Here is a 21,925-nt window from a genome sequence, read left to right as displayed (position 1 = left end):
ATACCATTACCCTTTACAGATGCTTGGCCTTACATGCTCGCGGGCTTTACGCCGCGAGCTGCGGTCTGAATGCTACGTCCACATAGTAGTTTGTGCTGTTATAGCTGGCGCTCGGGAACAACCCGCTCGACCCATAGGCATAGACGCCGTTGCTGCCGCTGAGCGCCCTGAGGTCGCCATTCGTCACATCGGCGCTGAAGTAATTGCCGGTCGCCGAATAATTGCCGTTGGTGCTGTAGGAAACGACGTAGGTCGTGTCCGCGGCGATCTCCACCTGCTGGGTGAGTGTCGCGGTCTGCCAGCCGCTTGCCGTTTCGTTGCTGAAGGCGACGCTGCCGAGCAGCGTGCCCGAGGCAGTCCAGAGATAGCCGTTATGCGGGCCTGTGTTGTCGGCACCCTTGTAGAAGCGGATGCCGGTGATCCAGCCTGCCGTATCGGCCTGGAATTTCATGCCGAGATTGACCTGCTGATTGTCGTTGGTGGAGACGATTGCAGGCGTCGCATTGGCGGCAAAGAGGTTCTGCTCCGGGCCTGCAGCCGGGTTGTTGATGGTGAGCGCAACCTGGGCCGTGGCCGTGCCGCCCTTGCCGTCTGATATCGCGTAGCTGAAGCTCGCCGGTCCCGAATAGCCTGCGGTCGGCGTGAAGGTCACCGTCTGGGCCTGGGCACTGTAGGCGACCGAGCCGTTGACGGCGCCGCTGACACCGGTGATCGTGAGCGGATCGCCATCGGCATCGCTGTCGTTTGCAAGCAGTGCCGAGGCCTGGAGGGTGATCGGCGTGCCCGTATTGGTCGAGTAGCCGCTGTCATTTGCTGCGACCGGAACCGCATTCTGCGCGCCCTGCTGATAGAGCACGTCCACCCAGTAATTGCTGGCATTGTAGGAGGCGGTCGGGAACAGGCTGCCCGTGCCATAGGCATAGACGCCGTTGCCACCGCTGACCGAACTTGCCGGCGCCGTCAGCGCGCCGCTCGTATAGTCTGTTGTGAAGTAGTTCGCGGTTGCCGAATAGAAACCGTTGGAATGGTAGCTCGCCACATAGGTCACGCCGGCCGTGACATTGATCGGCTGCGTGAAGGAAACCGTCTGCCAGCCGCTTGCCGTCTCGTTGATGAAGGTTGCCTGGCCAAGGAGCTGGCCGCTCGTGGTCCAGAGCGAGCCGACATGCGTGCCGGTATCCTGTGCGCTCCTGTAATAGGTGAGTCCCGTGATCTGGCCGTTGGCCGAAGCGATGAACTTGACGCCAAGTTCGACCGAGTTGGCATCATTGGCGGCGGCAACCCCCGAGGTGTCGGCGCTGGTAAACAGGCTCGAGGTCGTGCCACCGCCGGGCTGCGAATTGACCGTGAGGCTGACGGTGGCCGAAGCCGTGCCGCCATGCCCGTCCGAGATCGAATAGGAGAAGCTTGCGACGCCCGTATAGCCCGAGTTCGGCGTGAAGATCACCGTGTTGGTCTGGCTGTTGAAGGTCACCGTTCCGTTGACCGCGCCATTTGCGCCGGTAATGCTCAGCGGGTCGCCATCGCCATCGCTGTCGTTGGCAAGCAGGTTGGCCGCGGCAATCGACAGGGCCGTGTTGGAATAGGTCGTATAGCCGTTGTCGTTGGCGGCAACCGGCACCGTGTTGCCCGTCGACTGGTTGAAGACGACATCGACCCAGTAATTCGACGACTGGTAGCTCTGGGTCGGGAAGGTCGAGCCCGATCCGACCGCATAGACGCCGTTCGCACCGGCCAGCGCCGTCAGCGAGCCGTTGGTATGGGCCGTGTTGAAATAGCCTGCGGTCGCCACATAGCTGCCGGTCGTGTGGTAGGAGGCGACATAGGTCGCACCCGCCGTGATCTGCAGCGGCGTGGAGAAGGTTGCCGTCTGCCAGCCGGAGAGCGACTCGTTGGTGAAGGTGACCGTGGCGACGAGCGTGCCGTCGGCCCTCCAGATGGAGCCGGTATGCACGCTGGTATCGCCGGCAGCCTTGTAATAGCGGATGCCCGAGATCGTGCCGTTTGAGGAAGCGACGAACTTCATGCCGAGTTCCATCGCCGTATTGTCGTTGAAGCCGCTGCCGGTCGGTCCCTCGCTCCCCGTAAACAGCGTCTCGCCGGCCGGACCTGCCTGAACGGTAAGGCTGACATTGCCCTGATCCGTGCCGCCGCGGCCGTCCGACAGCGTATAGGTGAAGCTTGCCGGGCCCGAATAATTGTTAGCCGGCGTGAAGGTGATGGTTCCGGTCTGCGTGTTGAGAGCAACCGTGCCGTTGAGCGCACTGCCGACGGCGGTGATGGTCAGCGCATCGCCATTGGCATCGACATCATTTGCCACGAGTGCGGCAATCGAGATAACAAGCGATCCGTTATGGCCGATGGTCAGCCCGCTGTCGTCGGTTGCGACCGGCTGGCTGTTGGGGCCGGCATCGAAGACCACGTCTACCCAATAGTTCGAGCCGCCGGGGCTCTGACCAGGGAACGTGCTGGTGCCACTATAGGCAAAGACGCCGCCGCCATCGACGGCCTTCAGCGCGCCGCTGGCATAGGGCTCGCTGAAATAGTTCTCGGTGACGGAGAAGAATCCGTTGCTGTGATAGGAAGCCACATAGGTCGTGCCGGCGGCGATCTGGATCGGCGAGGAGAACATCACCGTCTGCCAGCCGGAGAGCGATTCACCCACCGACACGCCGGTTGCGAGCAGCGTTCCGTCGCCGGACCAGAGGCTGACGACGTGGTCGCCGGTATTGTAGAAGCCCTTGTAGAAGCGGATGCCCTGCACCGAGCCTGCCGTCGTCGCTTGGAAGCGCAGGCCGAGCTCGACCGGATCGCGATCGATCGCCGTTTCGACCGCGGGCTTTTCCGCCAGCGTCCACAGGCCCTGTGTGCCCGGCAGGGTGACAGTGACCTGTTTGCCGGCCGATGGTGCCTCCAGATTGACGCTGTCGTCGACGGCGCGCGACAGGATCGTATAGGTGCCGCTTGCCTGGACGACCCAATTATAGCTCCAGCTCTCGCGGCCGGTGGCCTTGAACCAGTGCTGGCCGCCGTCGGTAGAAACCTCCACACCGGCAATGATGCCGCCGCCGAAATCCTGCGCCGTGCCGGTGATGGTGACGCGCTGCCCCTCGACGAAGCTGGCACCGATGATCGGCGACGAGATCGACGAGGTCGGCTTCAACGCGTCGGTCGATTGGGTCGCGAGGATCAAGCTCGCATCGAGTGTGGTCGGCTGGATGCCCATGTCCGCGAACATGTTGACCATCGCCTGCTGCACGTTGGGATCGGTCGGCGTCGCCGCTCCCTGGTGGTTGGCGTTGAGACCCCAGGACCAGAAGACGGTGCCGGCGCCGAAGACGAGCGCGCCGCTTTCGGCCCGGTACATGGTGAGGCTGTGGGTCGCCACCGCATCGCCGACCGTCGTGCCGTAGTCGCGCAGATAGGTGCTGACCGCGATGGAGGAGAGCGACAGGTTGATGAGGCCATCCGGCCGGAAGCCGTTTTCGACGTCGGAATCCCACTCGTAACCGAGCAGGTTCTGCACCAGATTATAGGTCTCGCCCTCCTGCAGCTCGGCGACATCGGTGTTGCGCCAGAAGCGCAGGTTCGAATAGTCGTAGGGGATGGTGATCGTATCGGAACGGTAGCTGTCCACCTGGAACATCGTGCCGGTCAGCGAATTCTCCGGCTCCTGCCCCGGATCGGCATAGCGCGGATCGCGCCAGGTGCCGGTGCCGGTAGCGCTCGGATCCGTGCTCGTGCCCCAGGTCTCCTTGTAACAGACCATGGTGCGATAGGCCTGGCCGCTGCCGTCGATGCTGCTTTCCCAGCGCACCTTCCAGTAGCACTCGTTGCCGCTCCAGAAGGCGAGGTTCACACCCGCATCGCGGGCCGCCTCGACATTGGCGCGCTGCTCGGCCGACCAGTATTCGTCATGACCAACAGAGAGATAGGCATCATGGTTCAGCAGCAGGCTGCCGCTGCGCGTCGCATCGACGCCGGAGATATAGGAAACATCGTAGCCGTTCTGCTCCAGCCACTGGATCGCCGAAGACTCGACGCCGAAGATGAAATCATGCGAGCCGCCGATCGGGCTGGTATTGGTGATGATCGGGCGGTTGTAGCTGACGGCCGATGCGCGGCCGATCGCAGTCAGCCCGCAGCTGCAGTTCGGCGGCAGGTAGCCGATCATGTCGGCCGGATCGACGGGGACTTCGCCATAATATAGGCTGGCGCCGCCCCAGGCATTATAGGCCTGCCAAGTGGTATCGGATGTCTGGAAGACGATATCGCTGGTCGAGGCATCATCGCGCACGACGAAGGGGATGATGCTTGCATCCTCGGTGCCATCCTCGCGCACCAGCTTGGCGAAATAGACGCCCGAGACGGCATCGTCGGGAATCTGCCAGCTCGCCGAGACCGACCAGTTGCCGCAATCGATGAGGCCGAGCGACATGTCGACGATCGGGTGCGGCTGGATCTGCGCCGATGTCAGCGATTGCTCGATCGAGTCGACCTTGCGCGCGCCGGCCCCGCCGTAATAGCCAATGCGGTAAATGTCGATGCGGTAGTGGGTGGAATCGGTGGCGATCTTGAAGTCGACCGTCTGGCCGATATTCGTGCTGATTTCGGTGGCGAAGCCCTGGATGGTGCCACCGCCATCGCCCTCCAGACCCCACTCGCTGATCGGGTTGCCCTGCTTCAGGTTTTCGAGCGCGATCTTGTTGGGTGTCGCCGCAGCCGAAACCGCCTCCATCGGTGCCGCCAGTGCTGTCGGGGCCGCGGTCGTCTCAGCAGAAACGTCCTGGCTCGGCTCCACCGAGATGGATGCTATCGACGCCTGAAGGCGCAACGAAGCCGTGTCGAGGCTGCTGGAAGAACTGACCGGCGCCGCCGTCTTGGCGCTGCCAGTATCGGCGTCGCTGGCAATACCCGTCAGCGTGGGAGCGGCAGGCAGTGTCGCAGCCTCCTCGGACGGATCCGGGGCAAGCACGGTGCGTTGCAATGTCGAGGACGGCGTCTGGAATACCGTCGCAGTAGACGCCGTCTTGGTGAAACTGTCTTGCGCGCCGCTATCTCCCGCAGGCGCCGGCATCGCCGTCGATGATGCGGGGGACGATTGCATGTCGCCTGATGATATCATGGAAGATGTGACCGTGCCGGAGAAGGAGGATTGGACGGTTGCGCTGCCCTGATTGGCAAAGCCGTAGGGCCCCTGAGTGCTTGAAGACACCACGGTCGCAGTTCCGAGCAGTGCGGTCCAGACGGAGGGTGGGTGACAGACGCTCGGCGTGCCGCCGGCAGTACTTAGATAATCGCGATTCCTCACATGAAATCTCAGCAAGAGCGGCGTCCCCGTTTCCCGTCGACCACCATTGGAAGGCTTCATCCTGCCAGCTTTCGAAAAGGAATGTACGACAGCAATCTGGGGTATGTGGGTGATACTCCGTACTCCGATATGATGACCCTCACCGCATACCCGATCGACAAGGCCGCAAAGCTGCCTCCGGCTACTGCTCAGTGGCCGACTCTGGGTGAAGAGGAATTCTAGTTCGGTATTGTCTCGCCGGTCCGGCCGGTCGAGCCGGTACTCCCGCGTCCCCTGTTACCAGGCCGGAAACGGATCTTCGAGAGCCGACCAGTCCCGCGGGTCCGAGCTGGCCAGGCAATCGTCCAACGCGGTGCGGACGCCTGCCTCGTCCATATCAACACCGATGAACACGAGTTCCTGCCGACGGTCGCCCCAAGCGCTGTCCCATCGGCTCTCGAGATGCTGACGAAACTGCTGATGGCTCGGCCAGTCCTGTCGGGGAACGGCCGCCCACCAGAGCCCCATGGGTTCACAGCGCCGTTGCACCCCGGCAGCCGACATCAAACCCACGTGACGCGGGCGCGTGGCAAGCCAGAAATGGCCTTTGGCGCGGATTACCCCCGGCCAGGGTTCGTCCAGGAATGCTCGAAACCGCTTGGGGTCGAAGGGACGTCTCGTGCGATAGACAAAGCTCGATACCCCGTATTCCTCCGTCTCCGGAACATGGTCGCCCGGATTGTACAGTTCCTTGTGCCACAACGGGTGAGCGGCGGCTTCTGCTTCATCGAAGAGGCCCGTGTCGAGGACGGTTGCAAGAGAAACCTTGCCGAAGTCCGTTTCCACCTGGCGGGCATCCGGGTTGAGTGCAGCCACCGTCTTGCGGACTTCCGCGCGGACCTCTTCGCTCGCATCCGAGATCTTGTTGATCACGACAATATCGGCAAACTCGATCTGGTCCACCAACAGGTCGATGAGCGTCCGCCGGTCGTCACCGTCCCGTTGCAGGCCGCGATCGCGAAGCAGATCAGCGCTGCTGTAATCGGCCAAGAGGCTTGCGGCGTCGACGACGGTCACCATCGTGTCAAGTTTCGCAAAATCGGAGAGCGAAACACCGTTCTCGTCGCGGAATGTAAAGGTTGCCGCGATAGGGCATGGCTCCGCAATACCGGTCCCCTCTATCAACAGATAGTCGTATCGCCCCTCTTCGGCCAGTCGCCGCACCTCCGTCAGGAGATCGTTGCGCAGGGTGCAGCATATGCAGCCATTGCTGAGCTCAATCAACGTCTCCGTCGTATGCGACAGGTTACAGCCGCCGTCTCGAATGAGACTGGCGTCTATGTTCACTTCGCTCATATCATTGACGATGACGGCGACCCGCAGGCCTTCGCGATTGGTCAGCACGTGGCTGAGAAGCGTCGTCTTTCCGGCGCCGAGAAAACCCGAGAGCACTGTCACCGGCAGCCGGTCGCTGCTGTTCATCGGCATCCCGTCAATGACGGCATTCGGAGCGACTGTCATTTGCGTTTTATGAGCCTCATTCGAAACCGTCTCTAACCTCGTGCGACGCGTCAAGCTGCGAGCTGCGGTCGGAAGACCACATCGGCATAATAGTTTGCCGAGTCAAAGGTGCTGGTCGGGAAGAGACCTGTGGTGGCAGATCCGCCGTAGGCATAGACGCCATTGCCGCCAGCGGCAGCGCTGGATAGCGCCGACAGCGGACCGTTGCTGACGCCGTTGGTGAAGAAGCCATCCGTCGCCACGTATGCGCCGGTGGTGTGGTAGGAGGCGATATAGGTGGTGTTGGCGGCGATCGTGACGGGCGTTGTAAAGTTCACCGTCTGCCAGCCGCTTGCCGTGGTGTTGGTGAAAGTGGCGGTGGCAAGCTCGGTGCCGGTGGTGGTCCACAGATCGACGACGTTCTGTCCGTTGTCGTTGGCGCTGCGGTAGAACTTGATGGCGGTGACATCACCGACAACGTTCGACTGGAACTTGACGCCGACCTCGAGCTGCTGACCGTCGTTGAGGTTGGTCTGGGCTGGCGTGCTGGAAGCGTTAAACAGGCTGTAGGTCGCAGGCGCCACTGTCGCAGTGATGTTGAATGTCTCATTGGCGGCAAGGCCGCCGAGATCGGTTGCCGTCACCCTGACGCCGTAGGTGCCTGATGTCGTCGGTGTGCCGCTGAACGTCCGCGTCGTGGCGTTGAAGGCCAGCCAGGCAGGCAGCGCCGTGCCGTCGGCAGCGGTTGCCGCATAGGTGAGCGTCTCGCCGCTATCGACATCGGTGAAGGTCGTCGTCGGCAGCACAAAGGAGAAGGCTGTGCCGACGGTGGCGTTCTGGGCAGCCGTCTGGACCGCAAGCACCGGCGCGTCATTGGCGCCATGGATGGTGACGGTCAGGTTTGCCGTGGCGGTGGCTCCGCCAGTGTCGCGCATGGTGTAGCTGAACACATCGCTCAGTGTGTTGGTCGACTGCCGCAGCGCCTGCACGGCGGCACTGGTCTCGTTGACGGCATAGCTATAGACGCCCGATGCGCTGAGCACGAGACTGCCATAGGTGCCGTTCAGTGCCGAACCGAGCGTGCCGGCCGTTACGCCGAAACGGATCGCCGTCACCGTCTTGGTATCACCGGCATCCGCATCGGTGTCGTTGGTCAGCACGTTGCCGCTGGCAACCACGCCGCCCGAACCGTTGGCGACCCCGCCCTTCTCGGTCGCATCCCCTGCATCGGCAACCGCCGTCGGCGTCGTGTTGCCAGGCGTCGACACGGCGATGTTGAAGGTCTCGTTGGCGGTGAGGCCGCCAAGGTCGGTCGTCGTGACCCTGACGCCATAGGTGCCTGATGTCGTCGCCGTTCCGGAGAAGGTCCGGGTCGAGGCATTGAAGCTCAGCCAGGCAGGCAGCGCCGTGCCGTCGGCAGACGTTGCCGCATAGGTGAGCGTCTCGCCGCTATCGACATCGGTGAAGGTCGTCGTCGGCAGCACAAAGGAGAAGGCTGTGCCGACGGTGGCGTTCTGGGCAGCCGTCTGGACCGCAAGCACCGGCGCGTCATTGGCGCCATGGATGGTGACGGTCAGGTTTGCCGTGGCGGTGGCTCCGCCAGTGTCGCGCATGGTGTAGCTGAACACATCGCTCAGTGTGTTGGTCGACTGCCGCAGCGCCTGCACGGCGGCACTGGTCTCGTTGACGGCATAGCTATAGACGCCCGATGCGCTGAGCACGAGACTGCCATAGGTACCATTCAAGGCCGTGCCGAGCGTGCCGGCCGTTGCGCCGAAACGGATCGCCGTCACCGTCTTGGTATCACCGGCATCCGCATCGGTGTCGTTGGTCAGCACGTTGCCGCTGGCAACTACGCCGCCCGAACCGTTGGCCACGCCACCCTTCTCGGTCGCATCCCCTGCATCGGCAACCGCCGTCGGCGTCGTGTTCGAGGCCGATGGATTGAACATCACATCGACCCAGTAATTCGTCTGATCGAAGGTGGCCGTAGGGTACAGGCTGTTGCTGCCGTATCTGTATACGCCATTACCGCTGGCTGGTGCCGTCAGCGGCCCACTCGTCACATTGGAGACAAAGTAGTTGGCGGTGGTCGAGTAACGACCGGCATTCGTATGGTACGACGCCGTGTAGGTCTGCCCGACCGTCAATGCCACAGGACTGGAGAAATACGCGGTCTGCCAGCCGCTGGCGGTTTCGTTCGTGAAGGTGAGGGTCGCGAGCTGGGTACCAGTGCTCGACCACAGCGAACCGGTATGGGTACCCGTATCCTGGCTGCCTTTGTAAAAGCGGATGCCGGTGACTGTCCCTGCCGCAGAGGTCTGGAAGCGGACTCCGAGCTCGACGGCGGACGCATCATTTGTGTTGACGACGGCGGGGGTCGCCGCGCCGAAGAGAGACGTGTAACTCGGCCCGCTGACGGTGACCGTGCGTCCGGCCGAGGGCGTTTCGAGGTTGATGTTATCGTCAACGGCGCGGGACCGGATCGTGTAGGTGCCGGCGATCTGCGGCGACCAGGTATAAGTCCAGTTCTCATCGCCGGTCGCCGGATGCCAACTCGCGCCGTTGTCGGTCGAAACCTCGACGGCGGCGATGACACCGCCGCCCGCATCGGTAGCGGTGCCCGTAATCGTCACGCTGGATCCAACGGCCACCGTCGCGGGCACGGTGATGACGGAGGTCGGAGCAACCTGGTCCGACGAAGCGGTCGCGGCGACGAGCCCGGATTGCAGCGTCCCGGGCTGAATGCCCATATCGGCAAGCAAGTTGACCATTGCCTGCTGCACGCGCGGGTCCGTCGGCGTCGCCGTGAGGTCGTGATTGTCGCTCAGGCCCCAGGCCCAGTAGACGGTGCCGGCGCCGAACACCAGCGCCCCACTCGGAGCGCGATAAAGCGTCAGATTGTGGGTCGAGACGCCGTTGCCCGTCGTATTGCCATAGTCGAGCAGATAGCTGCTTACCGGAACCGTCGTCGAAGACAGCTTGACCAGGCCGGCCGGATCGAAGCCGTTGTCAACCGCTTCGTCCCATTCGTAACCGAGATAGTTCTTGGTGAGCGTCGCCGTCTGGCCGGGCTGAAGGTTGGCGACGCTCGTATTGCGCCAGAAACGCAGATTGGCGTCGTCATAGGGAATAGTGATCGCCTGGAGATTGCTGCCGACGTCGTCGACCTGGAACAACTGCCCGGTGAGCGAGTTCTCGGGGCTGCCGCCGCCGACCGCAGGTGGGCTCAGGCGCGGATCTCTAAATGTCCCCGTCCATTCATTGGAGGGATCGATGCTGGCGGCGGGCGACCACGTTTCCTTATAAGAGATAAGCGTGCGATAGGGCGTGCCGTCGGCGCTATAGGCATTGCCCCACCGGGTGCGCCAGTAGACTTCGTTGCCGCTCCAGAACTGAAGGTTGACACCGGCGTCGCGAGCCGCCTCGACATTGGCGCGTTGCTGGCCCGACCAGTATTCGTCATGGCCGACATCAAGATACATCTTGTGATTCAGAAGCAGGCTGCCATAGCGATCGGCGTCGACCCCCGCCATGTAGGAAACGTCATAACCGTTCTGTTCCAGCCAGTAGATTCCTGCATATTCGGCGCCGAACAGATAGTCCTGCGGGCCGGCAACGGTTCCCACGCCTCCGCGGGTCGCAATCGGTCTATTGTAGCTGACCGCATATGCGCGACCAGCGCCCTGCCCCGTCGCCGGACCATTGCCGCCGTAAAAGTTTGCGCCACCCCAACCGTTATAAGCTTGCCAGGTCTGGTCTGCCGTCTGGAAGACGATGTCGCTTTGGCTGTCGTCGTCGCGCACGATGAACGGGATGTGATTTTGGCCGGAGGTGCCATCTTGACGCACGAGCTTGGCGATATAGACGCCTGAGACGGCGTCCTCGGGTGCGGTCCACGAAGCCGACACTGCCCAGTTGCCGGCATCGACCGTGCCGGTCGCGGCATTGCGCAACGGATTAGGTTGATTCTGCAATCCGGTGTGCTGAATGGTGTCGACCTTGCGGGCGCCCATACCGCCATAATAGCCGAGCCGGTATATGTCGATCCGATAATTGGTGGAATTCGTATTGATCTTGAAGCTGATCGTCTTGCCATTGTCGACGCTGATGTCGGTCGCAAATCCCTCGATGTTGGAGCTACCGGCGCCGTCGATGCCCCACTCGCTCTCCGGGTTACCCTGCTTCTGGTTTTCCAGCACGATCAGGTTGTTGGCCGCAGCCGCGGCCGCCAGATTTTGCGTCGTCAACGACCGCTGCGTAGAAGGTGGCGTCGTCACCGAGCCGGAAAGGACGCCAATGCCCTTGGAACTGGCGGTGCCCGTTCCGATCTCTCCGCCGCCTGGCAATGATCCGTTCAAGATCGTCGAATCCGTCCACGTCGCGGTTCCGCGCCAGCCCGAGAGAGGCGACAAGTCACGATCGAGAAGCGGGTCGCTGATCGAGGCGCCGATGGCCCGCTTGATCGTCGATACAAAGTCCGGCCCCTCGGTCAGCCTGGTTCCCGGCAATTGGCCGTCCTGTTGAAGCATGGCGCCGCCATGGGCCCAATCGAGAATCCGCGTGGGGGAAGTAAAGTAGCCGCATCCGCACACACCAAAGGGCATGCCAAACGCCAGTGAATCCGCGCCGGTCTGGTGCGAAGTTGCCTGCGCTGACGGGCTCGATTCGAGGATGACGACGTTGCCCGAGTGAGCACGCTCGCCCGCCACCGCGGCAGAACCTTGTCCCGAAACTATCGGTGCAGGGCTTTGCGACAGATACGGAGCCAAAGGATCGTCGCCTATGAGGCTCATTCCAGCGTAGGTGCGATAAAGGGACGATTGAGCCCCGAATGCAATTCCGTGCGCGTCCCGCTCGAAACCTGCAAAACCAGGCGTGTGGGCGAATAACCGAGACGCGGCATTGTCCCCGCTTCGAACCCCTGTCTCGCGATTTGCTGCGAATGCGTTAGGCAGGGCAGGCAAGGACGGCGCTGGGTGGTTGATATCCACCCCACCGTCCGCGTCGCCGATCACGCCCCCACTCGGTCCAACATCATGCTCATTGAGCGCCGCGTTGTTGTAGGGGTTGTCGACAAGCGTACCATCATGCTTGTTTCCATCCGCCGTTTGCACGGATGTAGCAAGTTGAGCACTATCCTCGCGCTTATCGGCAGGCTTGCGAGGCCTTCCCTTTCCGCCGACGGTCAACCACCGGGGAACTAACGAATCCAGCAGGAGTGAGCGTGATGTCCACCGGCGAGCGTTTCGATACATGGCAGGCCCCTCTCTCGCGAGATTGTCGGGATCGAATCTACGGGGATCGTTTGCTACGAAGCCCTGAATGATAGCCCAAAAATAAGCGAGTAGGTCCTACGCCTTTCGCTCTAAAGGCGGCATCCTTTGGGCAAACGGCAGTGTTGGCATGGACCACGTGATGGGCGAGACACGCAAGGTGTTCGTTTCGATGCCCTTTTTTCTTTGCGCCGACCGTTAAGGCGGCGCCGCCGGTCAATATCAACGTGTCGAAAATCGACAATCCAAACAATGGCTCTGCCGCAAGGGATCGCTGTCCTTCGCGGCGAGCGCGCTTCTTCCTGCGCATGACCTCCTGGATTCCCGGGCCGATGCCTCTGTACCGCGCCCAAGGTATATGTTCCTACTTGGTTTGGGCTAAGCCCCCTCCCCCACCTCATCAATAGTGATAAGGCGAAGCAAATAACCGCCACCTTCCTCAAGGCTTCGCCAGATTGCACACTGGCATTGCGGCTTCGGACCTCGCGCCCGACGCTCGCGTAGCGCCTAAGGCATTGAACCGGTGTCCGTTTAAGGACGCTTTTGCAGGCTGGACATGTAAATGAAGCTATCGTATCGCGTTCTCAACGTGTTCTTTCCGGCGACGCTTGTCATCAGCACACTCGTCTTTCTTGCCGGAGCTGTGCCGCCGGCTCTCGCGGATGACACTGCTTTTGCTCCGCAAACGAAAATCCGTCTGACAATTGTCCAATGGATGCAGTCCAAAGGCCAATATGAACGATGGGATGCGCTTGGCGGCGAATATACCGTCTCGGATGAAGGCGCTGTCTTTTTGCCCTTTCTTGGATCCGTTTCCGTCGGCAATCGCGATAACACCAGCCTCACGAACGAGATTGCCAAGCGTCTGCAAGAAAAAATCGGATTGGTTCAGCCACCCGCGGTCACCGTCGAAATTCTCGAATACCCGCCAATCTATGTCGTCGGAGACGTAACCACGCCTGGCGAGTACAAATTCCGCTCCGGACTTACCGTCCTGCAATCCCTGGCAATGAGCGGCGGCCCGTTCCGCGCCACAAGTCTGCAGCAATCGCAGACGATCAAACTCGCAGGCGAACTGCGGGAAATCGACCACTCGCTGCTGCGCAGCACTGCCAAATTAGCACGACTCCAAGCAGAGATGACCGGGGCAAAGGAGATCACGTTCGATCGGACGCTCGGCGTTGATCAGCAATACGCCGCGGGAATATACAACGAGGAACGGGTCATTTTTCAGGCTCGCGCAAATGCGCTGGACAGGCAGTCGAAGGCGCTCACGGAATTGCGTGATCTTTTGAACAGTGAAGTCGGCATGCTGGGCGAGAAGGTGCAGGGCTCGGAGGACAATATCAAATCGATCGAGGAGCAGCTGACCAGCGTCAAAACGCTGGTTTCGAAAGGCCTCACCGTTTCGTCGCGTCAATTGGATCTGGAACGGTTGCTCACCACCTACCGCTCCGATCGGCTCGACCTTGTCACCGCCATCATGCGGGGCCGCCAGGCGATCAGTGAGACAACGCGAAATCTTGAGGGGCTTTATGATACGAGGCGAAGCGAAGTCGCTTCCGAATTGCAGTCGGAACAGGCAAGTCTCGACCAACTCAAATTGAAGCGCGAGATGACGCAAAAACTGCTTCTCGATGACCTCGCGGCAGGGGGAGGCTCGACGACCACCGACGAGGCGCTCCCGCTGACGTTTACGGTGAGCCGGCGAAGCGAAGGGCAAATCACGCAGTTCCAGGCCTCCGAAACAACGGCGCTGATCCCGGGTGATGTTGTGAGGATCGTTCGGACCCCCATTGCGGATCCGGTGTCTCAGGCCGCGCCCGCGGACCTGCCGCGTGAAACCGAGACACACGCCAGTCAGGCAAGCCAGTGACCCGCGAAAAGCATGTACTGCAAACGAACTCCCAGTGGGTGATTGAGCAGCGCCGAGGCGCTCAGACTACCAGCGCGCGAGAAATCGCTCTTGATGCAGGCTGGCGTGAACCCGACCAGATCTTGAAGTACGCTTCCTTCCCCAACAGGACTGCCTGTGCCGCGTATCTCCGAAGCAGCGTTGGGCAACATGCAGGCGAAAGTGTGCCGGGGATCCTGCCCCACAGGATAGCGACTAGGGATAATTGATGACTTTGCGCATGATCCCAGCCAGTGGGCAGACGTATACCCAGATCCTCAAGTCGACGATGCTGATGGGCGGTTCCTCGCTCGTGAACGTCGCTCTGAGCATCATTCGCAACAAGGCCCTTGCCGTTCTGGTTGGGCCAGAAGGCGTGGGGCTCATGGGCCTCTACCAGTCAATCGTCGATATCGCGCAAACGGCCGCGGGTCTGGGACTGGGCGGCAGCGGGGTACGCCAGGTCGCCGAGGCTGCCGGCACCGGCGACGAAGCGAGGATCGCACAGTCGGCGAAAGCGCTGAGACGCATATCGATGATACTCGGCCTGCTTGGCGCGCTCCTTCTTGCGGCGCTGGCATTTCCGGTCTCGGATTTCACCTTCGGCGACTACCAGCACGCCGGTGGCGTCGCGCTGCTCTCGCTCGCTGTATTTTTCCGGATAGTGTCGTCCGGGCAGACGGCGTTGATCCAGGGCTTACGTGGCATTGCAAATCTTGCCCGCATCAATGTGCTCGTAGGGTTTTTCAGCACGGTGATCACCGTCCCGCTGATTTACCTGTTCGGCACGCAGGCGATCGCACCCTCGGTTGTAGCGATTGCGGCCGTCACAACACTCTCCACCTGGTGGTACAGCAGACGGATAGGCGCACACTCGCCGCGAATGTCGGCTCGCCAATTTGGTCAAGAGTGGGCACCTCTGCTGAGATTCGGAGCCGTATTCATGGCCAGCGGACTTTTGACCTTCGGCGCGGCCTATGCCATCCGCATCATCGTATTGAAGGACGGTGGCGTGATGGCCGCAGGATTGTATCAGGCGGCCTGGGGGTTGGGCGGTCTCTATGCCGGCTTCATTTTGCAGGCGATGGGAACGGACTTCTATCCGCGCCTGACCACGACTGCGGACAATCATGCCGAATGCAACCGACTGGTCAATGAACAGATGGAAATTAGCATCCTTCTTGCCGGCCCCGGTCTGCTCGCCACGCTGACGCTGGCGCCGCTCATGATGAGCCTGTTCTATTCTTCGGAGTTTCATGAGGCGGTGGATCTCTTGCGGTGGATCTGCCTTGGCATGATGCTCAGGATCATCGCGTGGCCGATGGGTTTCGTCATCTTGGCGAAGCGTGCACAAGCCATTTTCTTCTGGACGGAGGTGGCGGCCACGCTCGTGCATGTAGGGCTGGCATGGCACTTCGTATCGAAGTTCGGTACGCCAGGAGCCGGCATGGCGTTTTTCGGCCTCTACGTCTGGCATAGCATCCTCATTTACGTGATCGTGCGGCGGCTTACCGGCTTCCGCGGATCCGCAGCCAACCGCAGGCACGTACTGCTTTTCCTGCCTGCATCGGTGTTGGTATTCTCGGCGTTTTGGGTCTTGCCGTTATGGCCGGCGATCGGGATCGGCGCCTTGGCCGTAGCTCTGACGGGGATCTACTCGCTGCGCATGCTGATCCAGCTTCTTCCGCCCGAGGTGATGCCCGCAGTGATCAGAGGATGGATCGCGAAATTCGCCTAGAGCCTTTCCTGGTCAGATTGAAGCCTTCTGCCGGGGCAGGTTTTCGTCAGGGCAGAGGCGATTGGCGAAGGGCATACCTCTTGGTACGTCCGAGCCGATCGCCTTTGATCCCGGCGGAAAGATGCCCGGCCCACCGGCCGCACTGCTTCGCCATGCGAAGCAATAGGTGCGTCCGGCGATTCTAAGTCTTGCAGATTTGCCAGGCAAATCTGCGGGAAGGTTGGCTGAAACGGGCCGCCTGCTCGACCGGCCGACTCCGTTTGAGCCAACAGAATGCTGCAATCTGACCAGGAAAGGCTCTAACAAAAAATGCGCATCGAGGCGATGCGCATCAGGCCCTGCGGCACAACGAAGATTGCATCAGGCAATCAGGAAATCATACAAGCGCGATGTCCCGATCGTGCTGTACGGCGGCGGGTAGGCTGGCCGCCTCAGCCAATGAGCTTCGAACTGCTTCGACAACCCTGACGATGTCGAGATCCGTCATCTGAGCATAAAGCGGAAGGACTATCGTTTGCCGCTGCGCTGCCACGCTTCGCTTCAGGCTTGTCGCAACGCGATGGGAACTTTGGCCCGAATAGGCCCCCTCCAGATGGATGTTCATCACACCGCGCCGGGTGGATATCCCCTGATCGAGCAGCGCTTGCATGACCGCCCTTTGGTCGACAGCATCAGGCAATCTCACACAAAAGCTCTGCCAGTTGCTGCGAGCCCAGTCGGGCTCGATTGGCAGCGTTAGCCCAGGGATCGTGGACAGGCGCTCCCTATACTGCTCGGCAAGCCGCCGGCGCTGCGCAATCAGCTCCGGCAAACGCCGCAGTTGCACCCGTCCGACCGCCGCCTGAAGGTCGGTCATGCGGTAGTTGTAGCCTAGTTCATCATAGTCTTCAAAGATCACCTGCCTCGAGCCGTGACGGACGGCGTCGGTGACGCTCATGCCATGCTGGCGCCAGAGGCGAAATTTTCGGTCATACTCGGGATTGGCCGTCGTCAACATGCCACCATCACCGGTCGTGACGACCTTACGGGGGTGGAAGGAGAAGCAGGCAATGTCGCCATGCGACCTGCCAATTTTTTCCCAATTTCCATCCCAAAGGATTTCGCTTCCCGTTGCGCACGCCGCATCCTCGATGACCGGTATCGAGAGGCGCTTCCCGATCTCAACGACAGGGCGAAGATCGCAAGGCATGCCGAGCTGATGAACGCACAGGATTGCCTTGGTCCGCGACGTGATTGCCCTTTCGATCAGGCTAGGGTCGATGTTGTAACCGTCCGCCTCGATGTCGATAAAGACAGGCACGCCATCGCAGTATCTGATGGCGTTCGCGGTTGCGATGAACGAATGACTGACCGTAATGACTTCATCACCGGCGCCGACACCTACCGCCATCAAGGCGAGATGCAATGCGGTCGTGCAGTTTGAAACGGCACAGGCGTGCGCGGTGCCGACAAAGGCAGCGAATTCACTCTCGAAAGCGGCAACTTCCGGCCCCTGCGTCACCCATCCTGATAGAATAACGCGGCGGACAGCCTCCGCCTCCTCCTCTCCGAGAACGGGCTTGGCAACTGGAACTACGGGTAGCGACGGGCTCATGCAGCTTGCCCTCCTGCCGCATCGGTCTTCATCTTCCACCAGGCGACAAGGTCGCGAAGCCCTTGTTCCATCGATATTTCCGCTTTGAAACCCAGGAGTTTCTCGGCCTTGCTGATATCGGCAAGACGACGGGTTACGCCGTTTACCGCGCGGGCTTCTTTGTGCTGCGGTTCGAGTGAGACCCCCATGATGCTGCTCAGCATCTGCGCGAGTTCCAGGAGGCTTATTTCCCTGCCGCTCGCGACGTTGAACACTTCATCCGTGACATCGCTCTTCGCAGCGAGCAGGTTTGCCCGAGCGATGTCACGTGCATCGACGAAGTCCATCGTCTGGCTGCCGTCTCCATAGATGAGAGGTGGCATTCCGGTCGCCAGACGCTCCATCCAGCGGATCAACACTTCGGTATAGGCGCCGTAAACGTCCATTCGCGGCCCGTATACGTTGAAATAGCGCAGGGCCACATAGCGCAGGCCGTACATCTCCGCAAAGCTGCGAAGCAGCCCCTCGTTAAACGTCTTGGCCGCGCCGTAGATCGTCCTGTTATTATAGGGATGATGCGCTTCGGTGGTCGGAAAGCTTTCGGCCAAACCCAGCACAGAGGCAGAAGAGGCAGCGACGACTTTCGACACGCCTGCCTTTACGGCAGCTTCGAGAACATTGAACGTGCCTTCGGCCAGTACATCGAAGGCAAGCCGTGGGTCTTCGGCGCATTGCGTGATGCGGATGGCCGCCTGGTGAAAGACGATGTCCACGCCCTCGAAGGTTTTCGCCAACAACGCTCTGTCACGGATATCTCCCTCGATGATGTTGACGGACCCACCAGCTATTGCCGTGCTGAGATTGTCCCGGCGTCCGCGCACGAAGTTGTCAAGGATGATAATCTCGCGCGGCTTCTCCAATGCGACGAGATCGGCGATATGCGACCCGATCAGGCCGGCTCCGCCGGTAATGAGTACCCGTTGATTTCTCACGATCTTCCTCCATGCGATATATCCAGCACAGGATCGGCTTCCGTGCGCCAGCGTATGAACTTCGCCGGCACACCCGCCACGACTGAAAACGGTTCGACATCGGAAACAACGACTGCGCCCGCTCCGACGATCGCCCCCTTTCCGATGCTCACGCCGGGAAGAATTGTTGCGTTCGTTCCAATATCGGCCCATGCGCCAATGCGGACCGGCTTGATTTCGAGATCCGTGCGAATGATCGGCACATCCACCGGCAGTGCGGTGTGGGTCGACCCAAGCACCTTGGCGCCAGGGCCCCAGCCGACACAATCCTCGATAACCAGGTCGCGTGCGTCGAAATAGGCCATCGGGCCGATCCAGACATTGTCGCCGATCACACAAGTGCCGTCGAAGCGGCCCTGGATATAGGCCTGAGCGCCGATGAACACGCCATTGCCGATTTCAAACGTTTCGGGATGTTTGAAACCGGCGCCGCCCGCAACCTGCAATCCCGTGCCGCAGCTCCGCGCGATCGCTTGCCAGATGGCTTTCCGCATCAGTGTGTCGACGACCCCGTCGCCTGTGGCGAAACGACCATAGAGGTCTATCAGGCCAGCGCGCCCGTATGATTGTCTGAGCTCTTCGACCAACCCAGTTTGGTAGCCAGGGTCTGCCGGCCTTTCATGGCGACCATGGACCGCCTGCACCAGTCGAGCCTCGCCGGCGCGGTTAACTGACATAGGCGTACTCCAGCGCGGCGACCACCTGGTCGACGTGTCGTACAGGCATCTCTGGATAGATCGGCAGCGAGAGGACCTCCCGTGCCGCGGCTTCCGAGACCGGGAAATCCCCGGCCTGGTAGCCAAGGTCGGCATGGGCTTTCTGCAGATGAACAGGGATGGGATAATGGAGCCCGGACGGAATGCCTTCCGCGCTGAGCAGGCGTTGAAGCCCATCGCGATCACGGCTTCTTATGGCATAGACGTGATAGACGTGACGCCGGTCGGCTGCTTCGACAGGGGTCGTCAAAACCGTCGATCCGGCAAGCAGCGAGGAGTAACGGCGCGCATGCGTGCGACGCGCCTCGGTCCAGGCTTCAAGGTGCCGGAGCTTGACACGCAGGATCGCGCCTTGAATGGCGTCCATGCGATAGTTAAAGCCCTTCAGCAGATGGTGATAGCGTTGCTCCTGACCCCAGTCTCGCAGCATGCGCATCGTCTTGGCCTGATCATCGTCATTGGTAACGACCATACCCCCCTCGCCGCAGGCGCCGAGGTTTTTGCCCGGATAGAAGCTGAAGCAGCCGGATAGGCCGATACTGCCGGCGCGGTGGCCTTTGTATTGCGCTCCGTGCGCTTGGCAGGCGTCTTCGATGACGGGTATCCCGTGGCGCTCGGCAAGTGCCTTGATCGCGTCCATATCGGCCATTTGACCGTAGAGATGGACGGGAACAATGGCCTTGGTCCGGGGAGTAATCTTTGCCTCGACCTCAGCCGGATCCATCGTGAGTGTCACGGGCTCAACATCGACGAACACGGGTCGTGCGCCCGTGTAGCAGATCGCCGACACCGTTGCGACGAACGTGAACGGCACGGTAATGACCTCATCGCCAGGGCCAACGCCCGCCGCAAGGAGAGCAAGATGCAAGGCACTCGTTCCGGTGTTGACGGCTATCGCATGCTTGACGTTGCAATAGTCTGCGAATTCCTGCTCGAAATGCGCGACCTCGTCGCCCAATACGTACTGCCCCGAGGCGAGGACGCCGAGCACGGCGGCGTCGATCTCACCCTTGATTGATTGATATTGTGCCTTAATGTCCAGGAACGGGATCATGCGATGCGCCTTGCCTCTTCGAGCTCGATGATGCGACCGCGCTGGGCTAACGACCGGCTTGCTGCTTCCAGAATGCGAACGACGCGCAGGCCGGCATGGCCGTCCGTAATGGGCCGCGAATTCTGCTCGATGCACTCGACGAACTGATCCAGTTCGCGTTTCAGTGCTTCGGTCATATCGAGCTTGGGCGCCCACATGTCGCCGCTGCGGTAGCCGACCATCATCTGATGCACTTTCTCGCCGTAAGCCTGAGAATTGGGGTTCAGCGTGATGCCCTTGTCGTAGACCTTGATTTTTTCGCTGGGCTCCAGATCGTCGTAGACGACCATCTTGTTGCTGCCGCCGATCAGCGTGCGGCGCACCTTGACCGGCGCCAGCCAATTGACGTGGATGTGTGCGATGAGCTTGCTTTCGAAGAAGAGCGTCAGATAGGCGATGTTTTCCGGCTCGCCGAGTACATGGCTCATGCCCGTCGCTGAAACAGCCACCGGCCTTTCCTGCACGACATGGTCCAGGATGGAGAGATCATGCACCGCGAGGTCCCAGATGACGCTGACATCATGCTGAAAGAGCCCCAAATTGACCCGAACCGAGTCATAATAATACATGTCGCCCAAGCCGTTCTCGACCAGTTCGCGCATCTTGCGGACGGCGCCGGTGTGGACGAAGGTATGATCCACCGCCAGCACGAGGCGTCGGCGTGTGGCCTCTTCGACCATCCGCGAGGCTTCCTCCGTCGTCGATGCCATCGGCTTTTCGACGAAGACATGCTTTCCGGCCATCATAGCCTGCATTGCGAGCTTGAAATGGGTGAAGACCGGCGTCGCGATAGCGATGGCATCCACTCTTGGATCACGCAGCACTTCCTCGAAATCATCGGTGATCGTCACTGCGGGGTAGCGGCTTTTGACAGCCGCCAACCGGTCAACATTGAGATCACAGACAGAAACGAGGTGCGCTCCGGCTGCCTCCGAGATGTTGCGAACCAGATTCGGCCCCCAATATCCATACCCAACAACAGCGATGCCGATCATTACATTCCCTCCAACGCGTGCATGTCGACTGGCCCATCATTAACGCGACCGATCATCCTGGCCGGAACGCCAGCGACAATGGCGCCATCGGGCACATCCTTTGTTACAACCGCTCCAGCGCCGACCTGCGCAGCCTCTCCGATCGTGACGCCAGGCAGAATGGTAGCGTTGCTGCCGATCGACGCATGGCGCTTGACCAGGGTCGGGACGACAATCCAGTCGGCCTCCGTTTGAAGGCTGCTATCCGGATTGACGGCGCGCGGGTATATGTCATTCGTAAACATGACCCCGTGGCCTATGAAAACGCCGTCTTCCAGCGTCACGCCCTCACAGAGGAAGGAATGGCTGGAGATCTTGCAGCTTTTTCCGACTAGGACGTTTTTCTGAATCTCAACGAAGGTGCCGATGCGCGTTCCAGCACCGATCGTACAACCGTAAAGATTCACGAGGTCCGGATGGTGGATAATGGTGCCGTCATCCAGCTTGACGTTTGATGCAATCATCCCTGCAAAACCCCTAACTCTTGAACAGGTCCAGACTTTCAGTTGAAACCAACAATCGCTTGATTGCACCCAAGGTTTCACACCGACAGGACTAATATTTTTCTACATCCCAAAGAGAATTGTTTTCTGCATCTGAGTAAAGAAACAAAACGTTTAAGGTTATTCACCTAAAGGCGTATCTACTTATGATGACTTACGCCCATGTTCATACATCGACCAACGTTGGTGGCGGGCTCACCTACCGCATCCGTTGCCGGTCCTACGCCGGAGACTGCGATTGTTTCCATGCATTTAGTGGTCCGTCGCAAACTACGGT

Annotated in this window: 11 protein-coding genes; 2 read left to right on the top strand and 9 right to left on the bottom strand. The window is 60.7% G+C overall.

Annotated elements, in window-relative coordinates; genetic code table 11:
- Positions 1-46: 46 nt before the first annotated feature.
- The 3 genes from RL_RS26650 to RL_RS26640 form a co-directional block, all read right to left on the bottom strand.
- Positions 47-5,371, bottom strand: coding sequence for a DUF4082 domain-containing protein (locus RL_RS26650; RefSeq protein ID WP_011649684.1), 5,325 nt, complete (start codon positions 5,369-5,371; stop codon positions 47-49).
- 216 nt (positions 5,372-5,587) lie between these two features.
- Positions 5,588-6,772: a GTP-binding protein gene (locus RL_RS26645; RefSeq protein WP_041936810.1), complete on the bottom strand. Its 1,185-nt coding sequence runs from the start codon at positions 6,770-6,772 to the stop codon at positions 5,588-5,590.
- A gap of 89 nt (positions 6,773-6,861) precedes the next feature.
- Complete coding sequence (locus tag RL_RS26640; protein WP_011649682.1) at positions 6,862-12,048, bottom strand: N,N-dimethylformamidase beta subunit family domain-containing protein; 5,187 nt, start codon at positions 12,046-12,048, stop codon at positions 6,862-6,864.
- A 580-nt stretch (positions 12,049-12,628) separates the two neighbouring features.
- Here RL_RS26640 and RL_RS26635 point away from each other — a divergent pair.
- Together RL_RS26635 and RL_RS26630 are read left to right on the top strand one after the other, a co-directional pair.
- Entirely contained in the window at positions 12,629-13,942 is a 1,314-nt protein-coding gene (locus RL_RS26635) for a polysaccharide biosynthesis/export family protein (protein ID WP_011649681.1), read from the top strand.
- A gap of 247 nt (positions 13,943-14,189) precedes the next feature.
- Positions 14,190-15,698: an O-antigen translocase gene (locus tag RL_RS26630; RefSeq protein ID WP_011649679.1), complete on the top strand. Its 1,509-nt coding sequence runs from the start codon at positions 14,190-14,192 to the stop codon at positions 15,696-15,698.
- 376 nt (positions 15,699-16,074) lie between these two features.
- Here RL_RS26630 and RL_RS26625 read toward each other — a convergent pair whose 3' ends face one another.
- The 6 genes from RL_RS26625 to RL_RS26600 are packed head-to-tail and all read right to left on the bottom strand — an operon-like array spanning position 16,075 to position 21,609.
- Entirely contained in the window at positions 16,075-17,292 is a 1,218-nt protein-coding gene (locus tag RL_RS26625; RefSeq protein WP_041936766.1) for a DegT/DnrJ/EryC1/StrS family aminotransferase, read from the bottom strand.
- Entirely contained in the window at positions 17,289-18,263 is a 975-nt protein-coding gene (locus RL_RS26620; RefSeq protein ID WP_003549401.1) for an NAD-dependent epimerase/dehydratase family protein, read from the bottom strand. The genes RL_RS26625 and RL_RS26620 overlap by 4 nt, the downstream gene beginning before the upstream one ends.
- Positions 18,260-18,979, bottom strand: a complete 720-nt coding sequence (locus tag RL_RS26615) for an acyltransferase (protein WP_028744382.1) — start codon at positions 18,977-18,979, stop codon at positions 18,260-18,262. Before RL_RS26615 ends, RL_RS26620 begins: the two co-directional genes overlap by 4 nt.
- The gene (locus RL_RS26610; RefSeq protein WP_011649676.1) at positions 18,969-20,072 is read right to left on the bottom strand and encodes a DegT/DnrJ/EryC1/StrS family aminotransferase; all 1,104 of its coding nucleotides are present in this window, start codon (positions 20,070-20,072) and stop codon (positions 18,969-18,971) included. The genes RL_RS26615 and RL_RS26610 overlap by 11 nt, the downstream gene beginning before the upstream one ends.
- On the bottom strand, positions 20,069-21,106 hold the full coding sequence (locus tag RL_RS26605; RefSeq protein ID WP_003549404.1) for a Gfo/Idh/MocA family protein: 1,038 nt from the start codon (positions 21,104-21,106) through the stop codon (positions 20,069-20,071). Before RL_RS26605 ends, RL_RS26610 begins: the two co-directional genes overlap by 4 nt.
- The gene (locus tag RL_RS26600; protein ID WP_003549405.1) at positions 21,106-21,609 is read right to left on the bottom strand and encodes an acyltransferase; all 504 of its coding nucleotides are present in this window, start codon (positions 21,607-21,609) and stop codon (positions 21,106-21,108) included. Before RL_RS26600 ends, RL_RS26605 begins: the two co-directional genes overlap by 1 nt.
- Positions 21,610-21,925 lie beyond the last annotated feature (316 nt).

Origin of the sequence: Rhizobium johnstonii 3841 (assembly GCF_000009265.1) — a bacterium.
Taxonomy (GTDB): Bacteria; Pseudomonadota; Alphaproteobacteria; order Rhizobiales; family Rhizobiaceae; genus Rhizobium; species Rhizobium acaciae.
Note: the sequence above shows the minus strand (reverse complement) of the source record. Positions and strands in the feature narration are given on the sequence as shown.

Bases quoted from the DNA above. Each gene is read 5' to 3' on its own strand.
- RL_RS26605 (WP_003549404.1), bottom strand. From the start codon at position 21,106: ATGATCGGCATCGCTGTTGTTGGGTATGGATATTGGGGGCCGAATCTG.
- RL_RS26650 (WP_011649684.1), bottom strand. From the start codon at position 5,371: ATGAAGCCTTCCAATGGTGGTCGACGGGAAACGGGGACGCCGCTCTTG.
- RL_RS26645 (WP_041936810.1), bottom strand. From the start codon at position 6,772: ATGAACAGCAGCGACCGGCTGCCGGTGACAGTGCTCTCGGGTTTTCTC.
- RL_RS26615 (WP_028744382.1), bottom strand. From the start codon at position 18,979: ATGTCAGTTAACCGCGCCGGCGAGGCTCGACTGGTGCAGGCGGTCCAT.
- RL_RS26625 (WP_041936766.1), bottom strand. From the start codon at position 17,292: ATGAGCCCGTCGCTACCCGTAGTTCCAGTTGCCAAGCCCGTTCTCGGA.
- RL_RS26635 (WP_011649681.1), top strand. From the start codon at position 12,629: ATGAAGCTATCGTATCGCGTTCTCAACGTGTTCTTTCCGGCGACGCTT.
- RL_RS26610 (WP_011649676.1), bottom strand. From the start codon at position 20,072: ATGATCCCGTTCCTGGACATTAAGGCACAATATCAATCAATCAAGGGT.
- RL_RS26640 (WP_011649682.1), bottom strand. From the start codon at position 12,048: ATGTATCGAAACGCTCGCCGGTGGACATCACGCTCACTCCTGCTGGAT.
- RL_RS26600 (WP_003549405.1), bottom strand. From the start codon at position 21,609: ATGATTGCATCAAACGTCAAGCTGGATGACGGCACCATTATCCACCAT.
- RL_RS26630 (WP_011649679.1), top strand. From the start codon at position 14,190: ATGACTTTGCGCATGATCCCAGCCAGTGGGCAGACGTATACCCAGATC.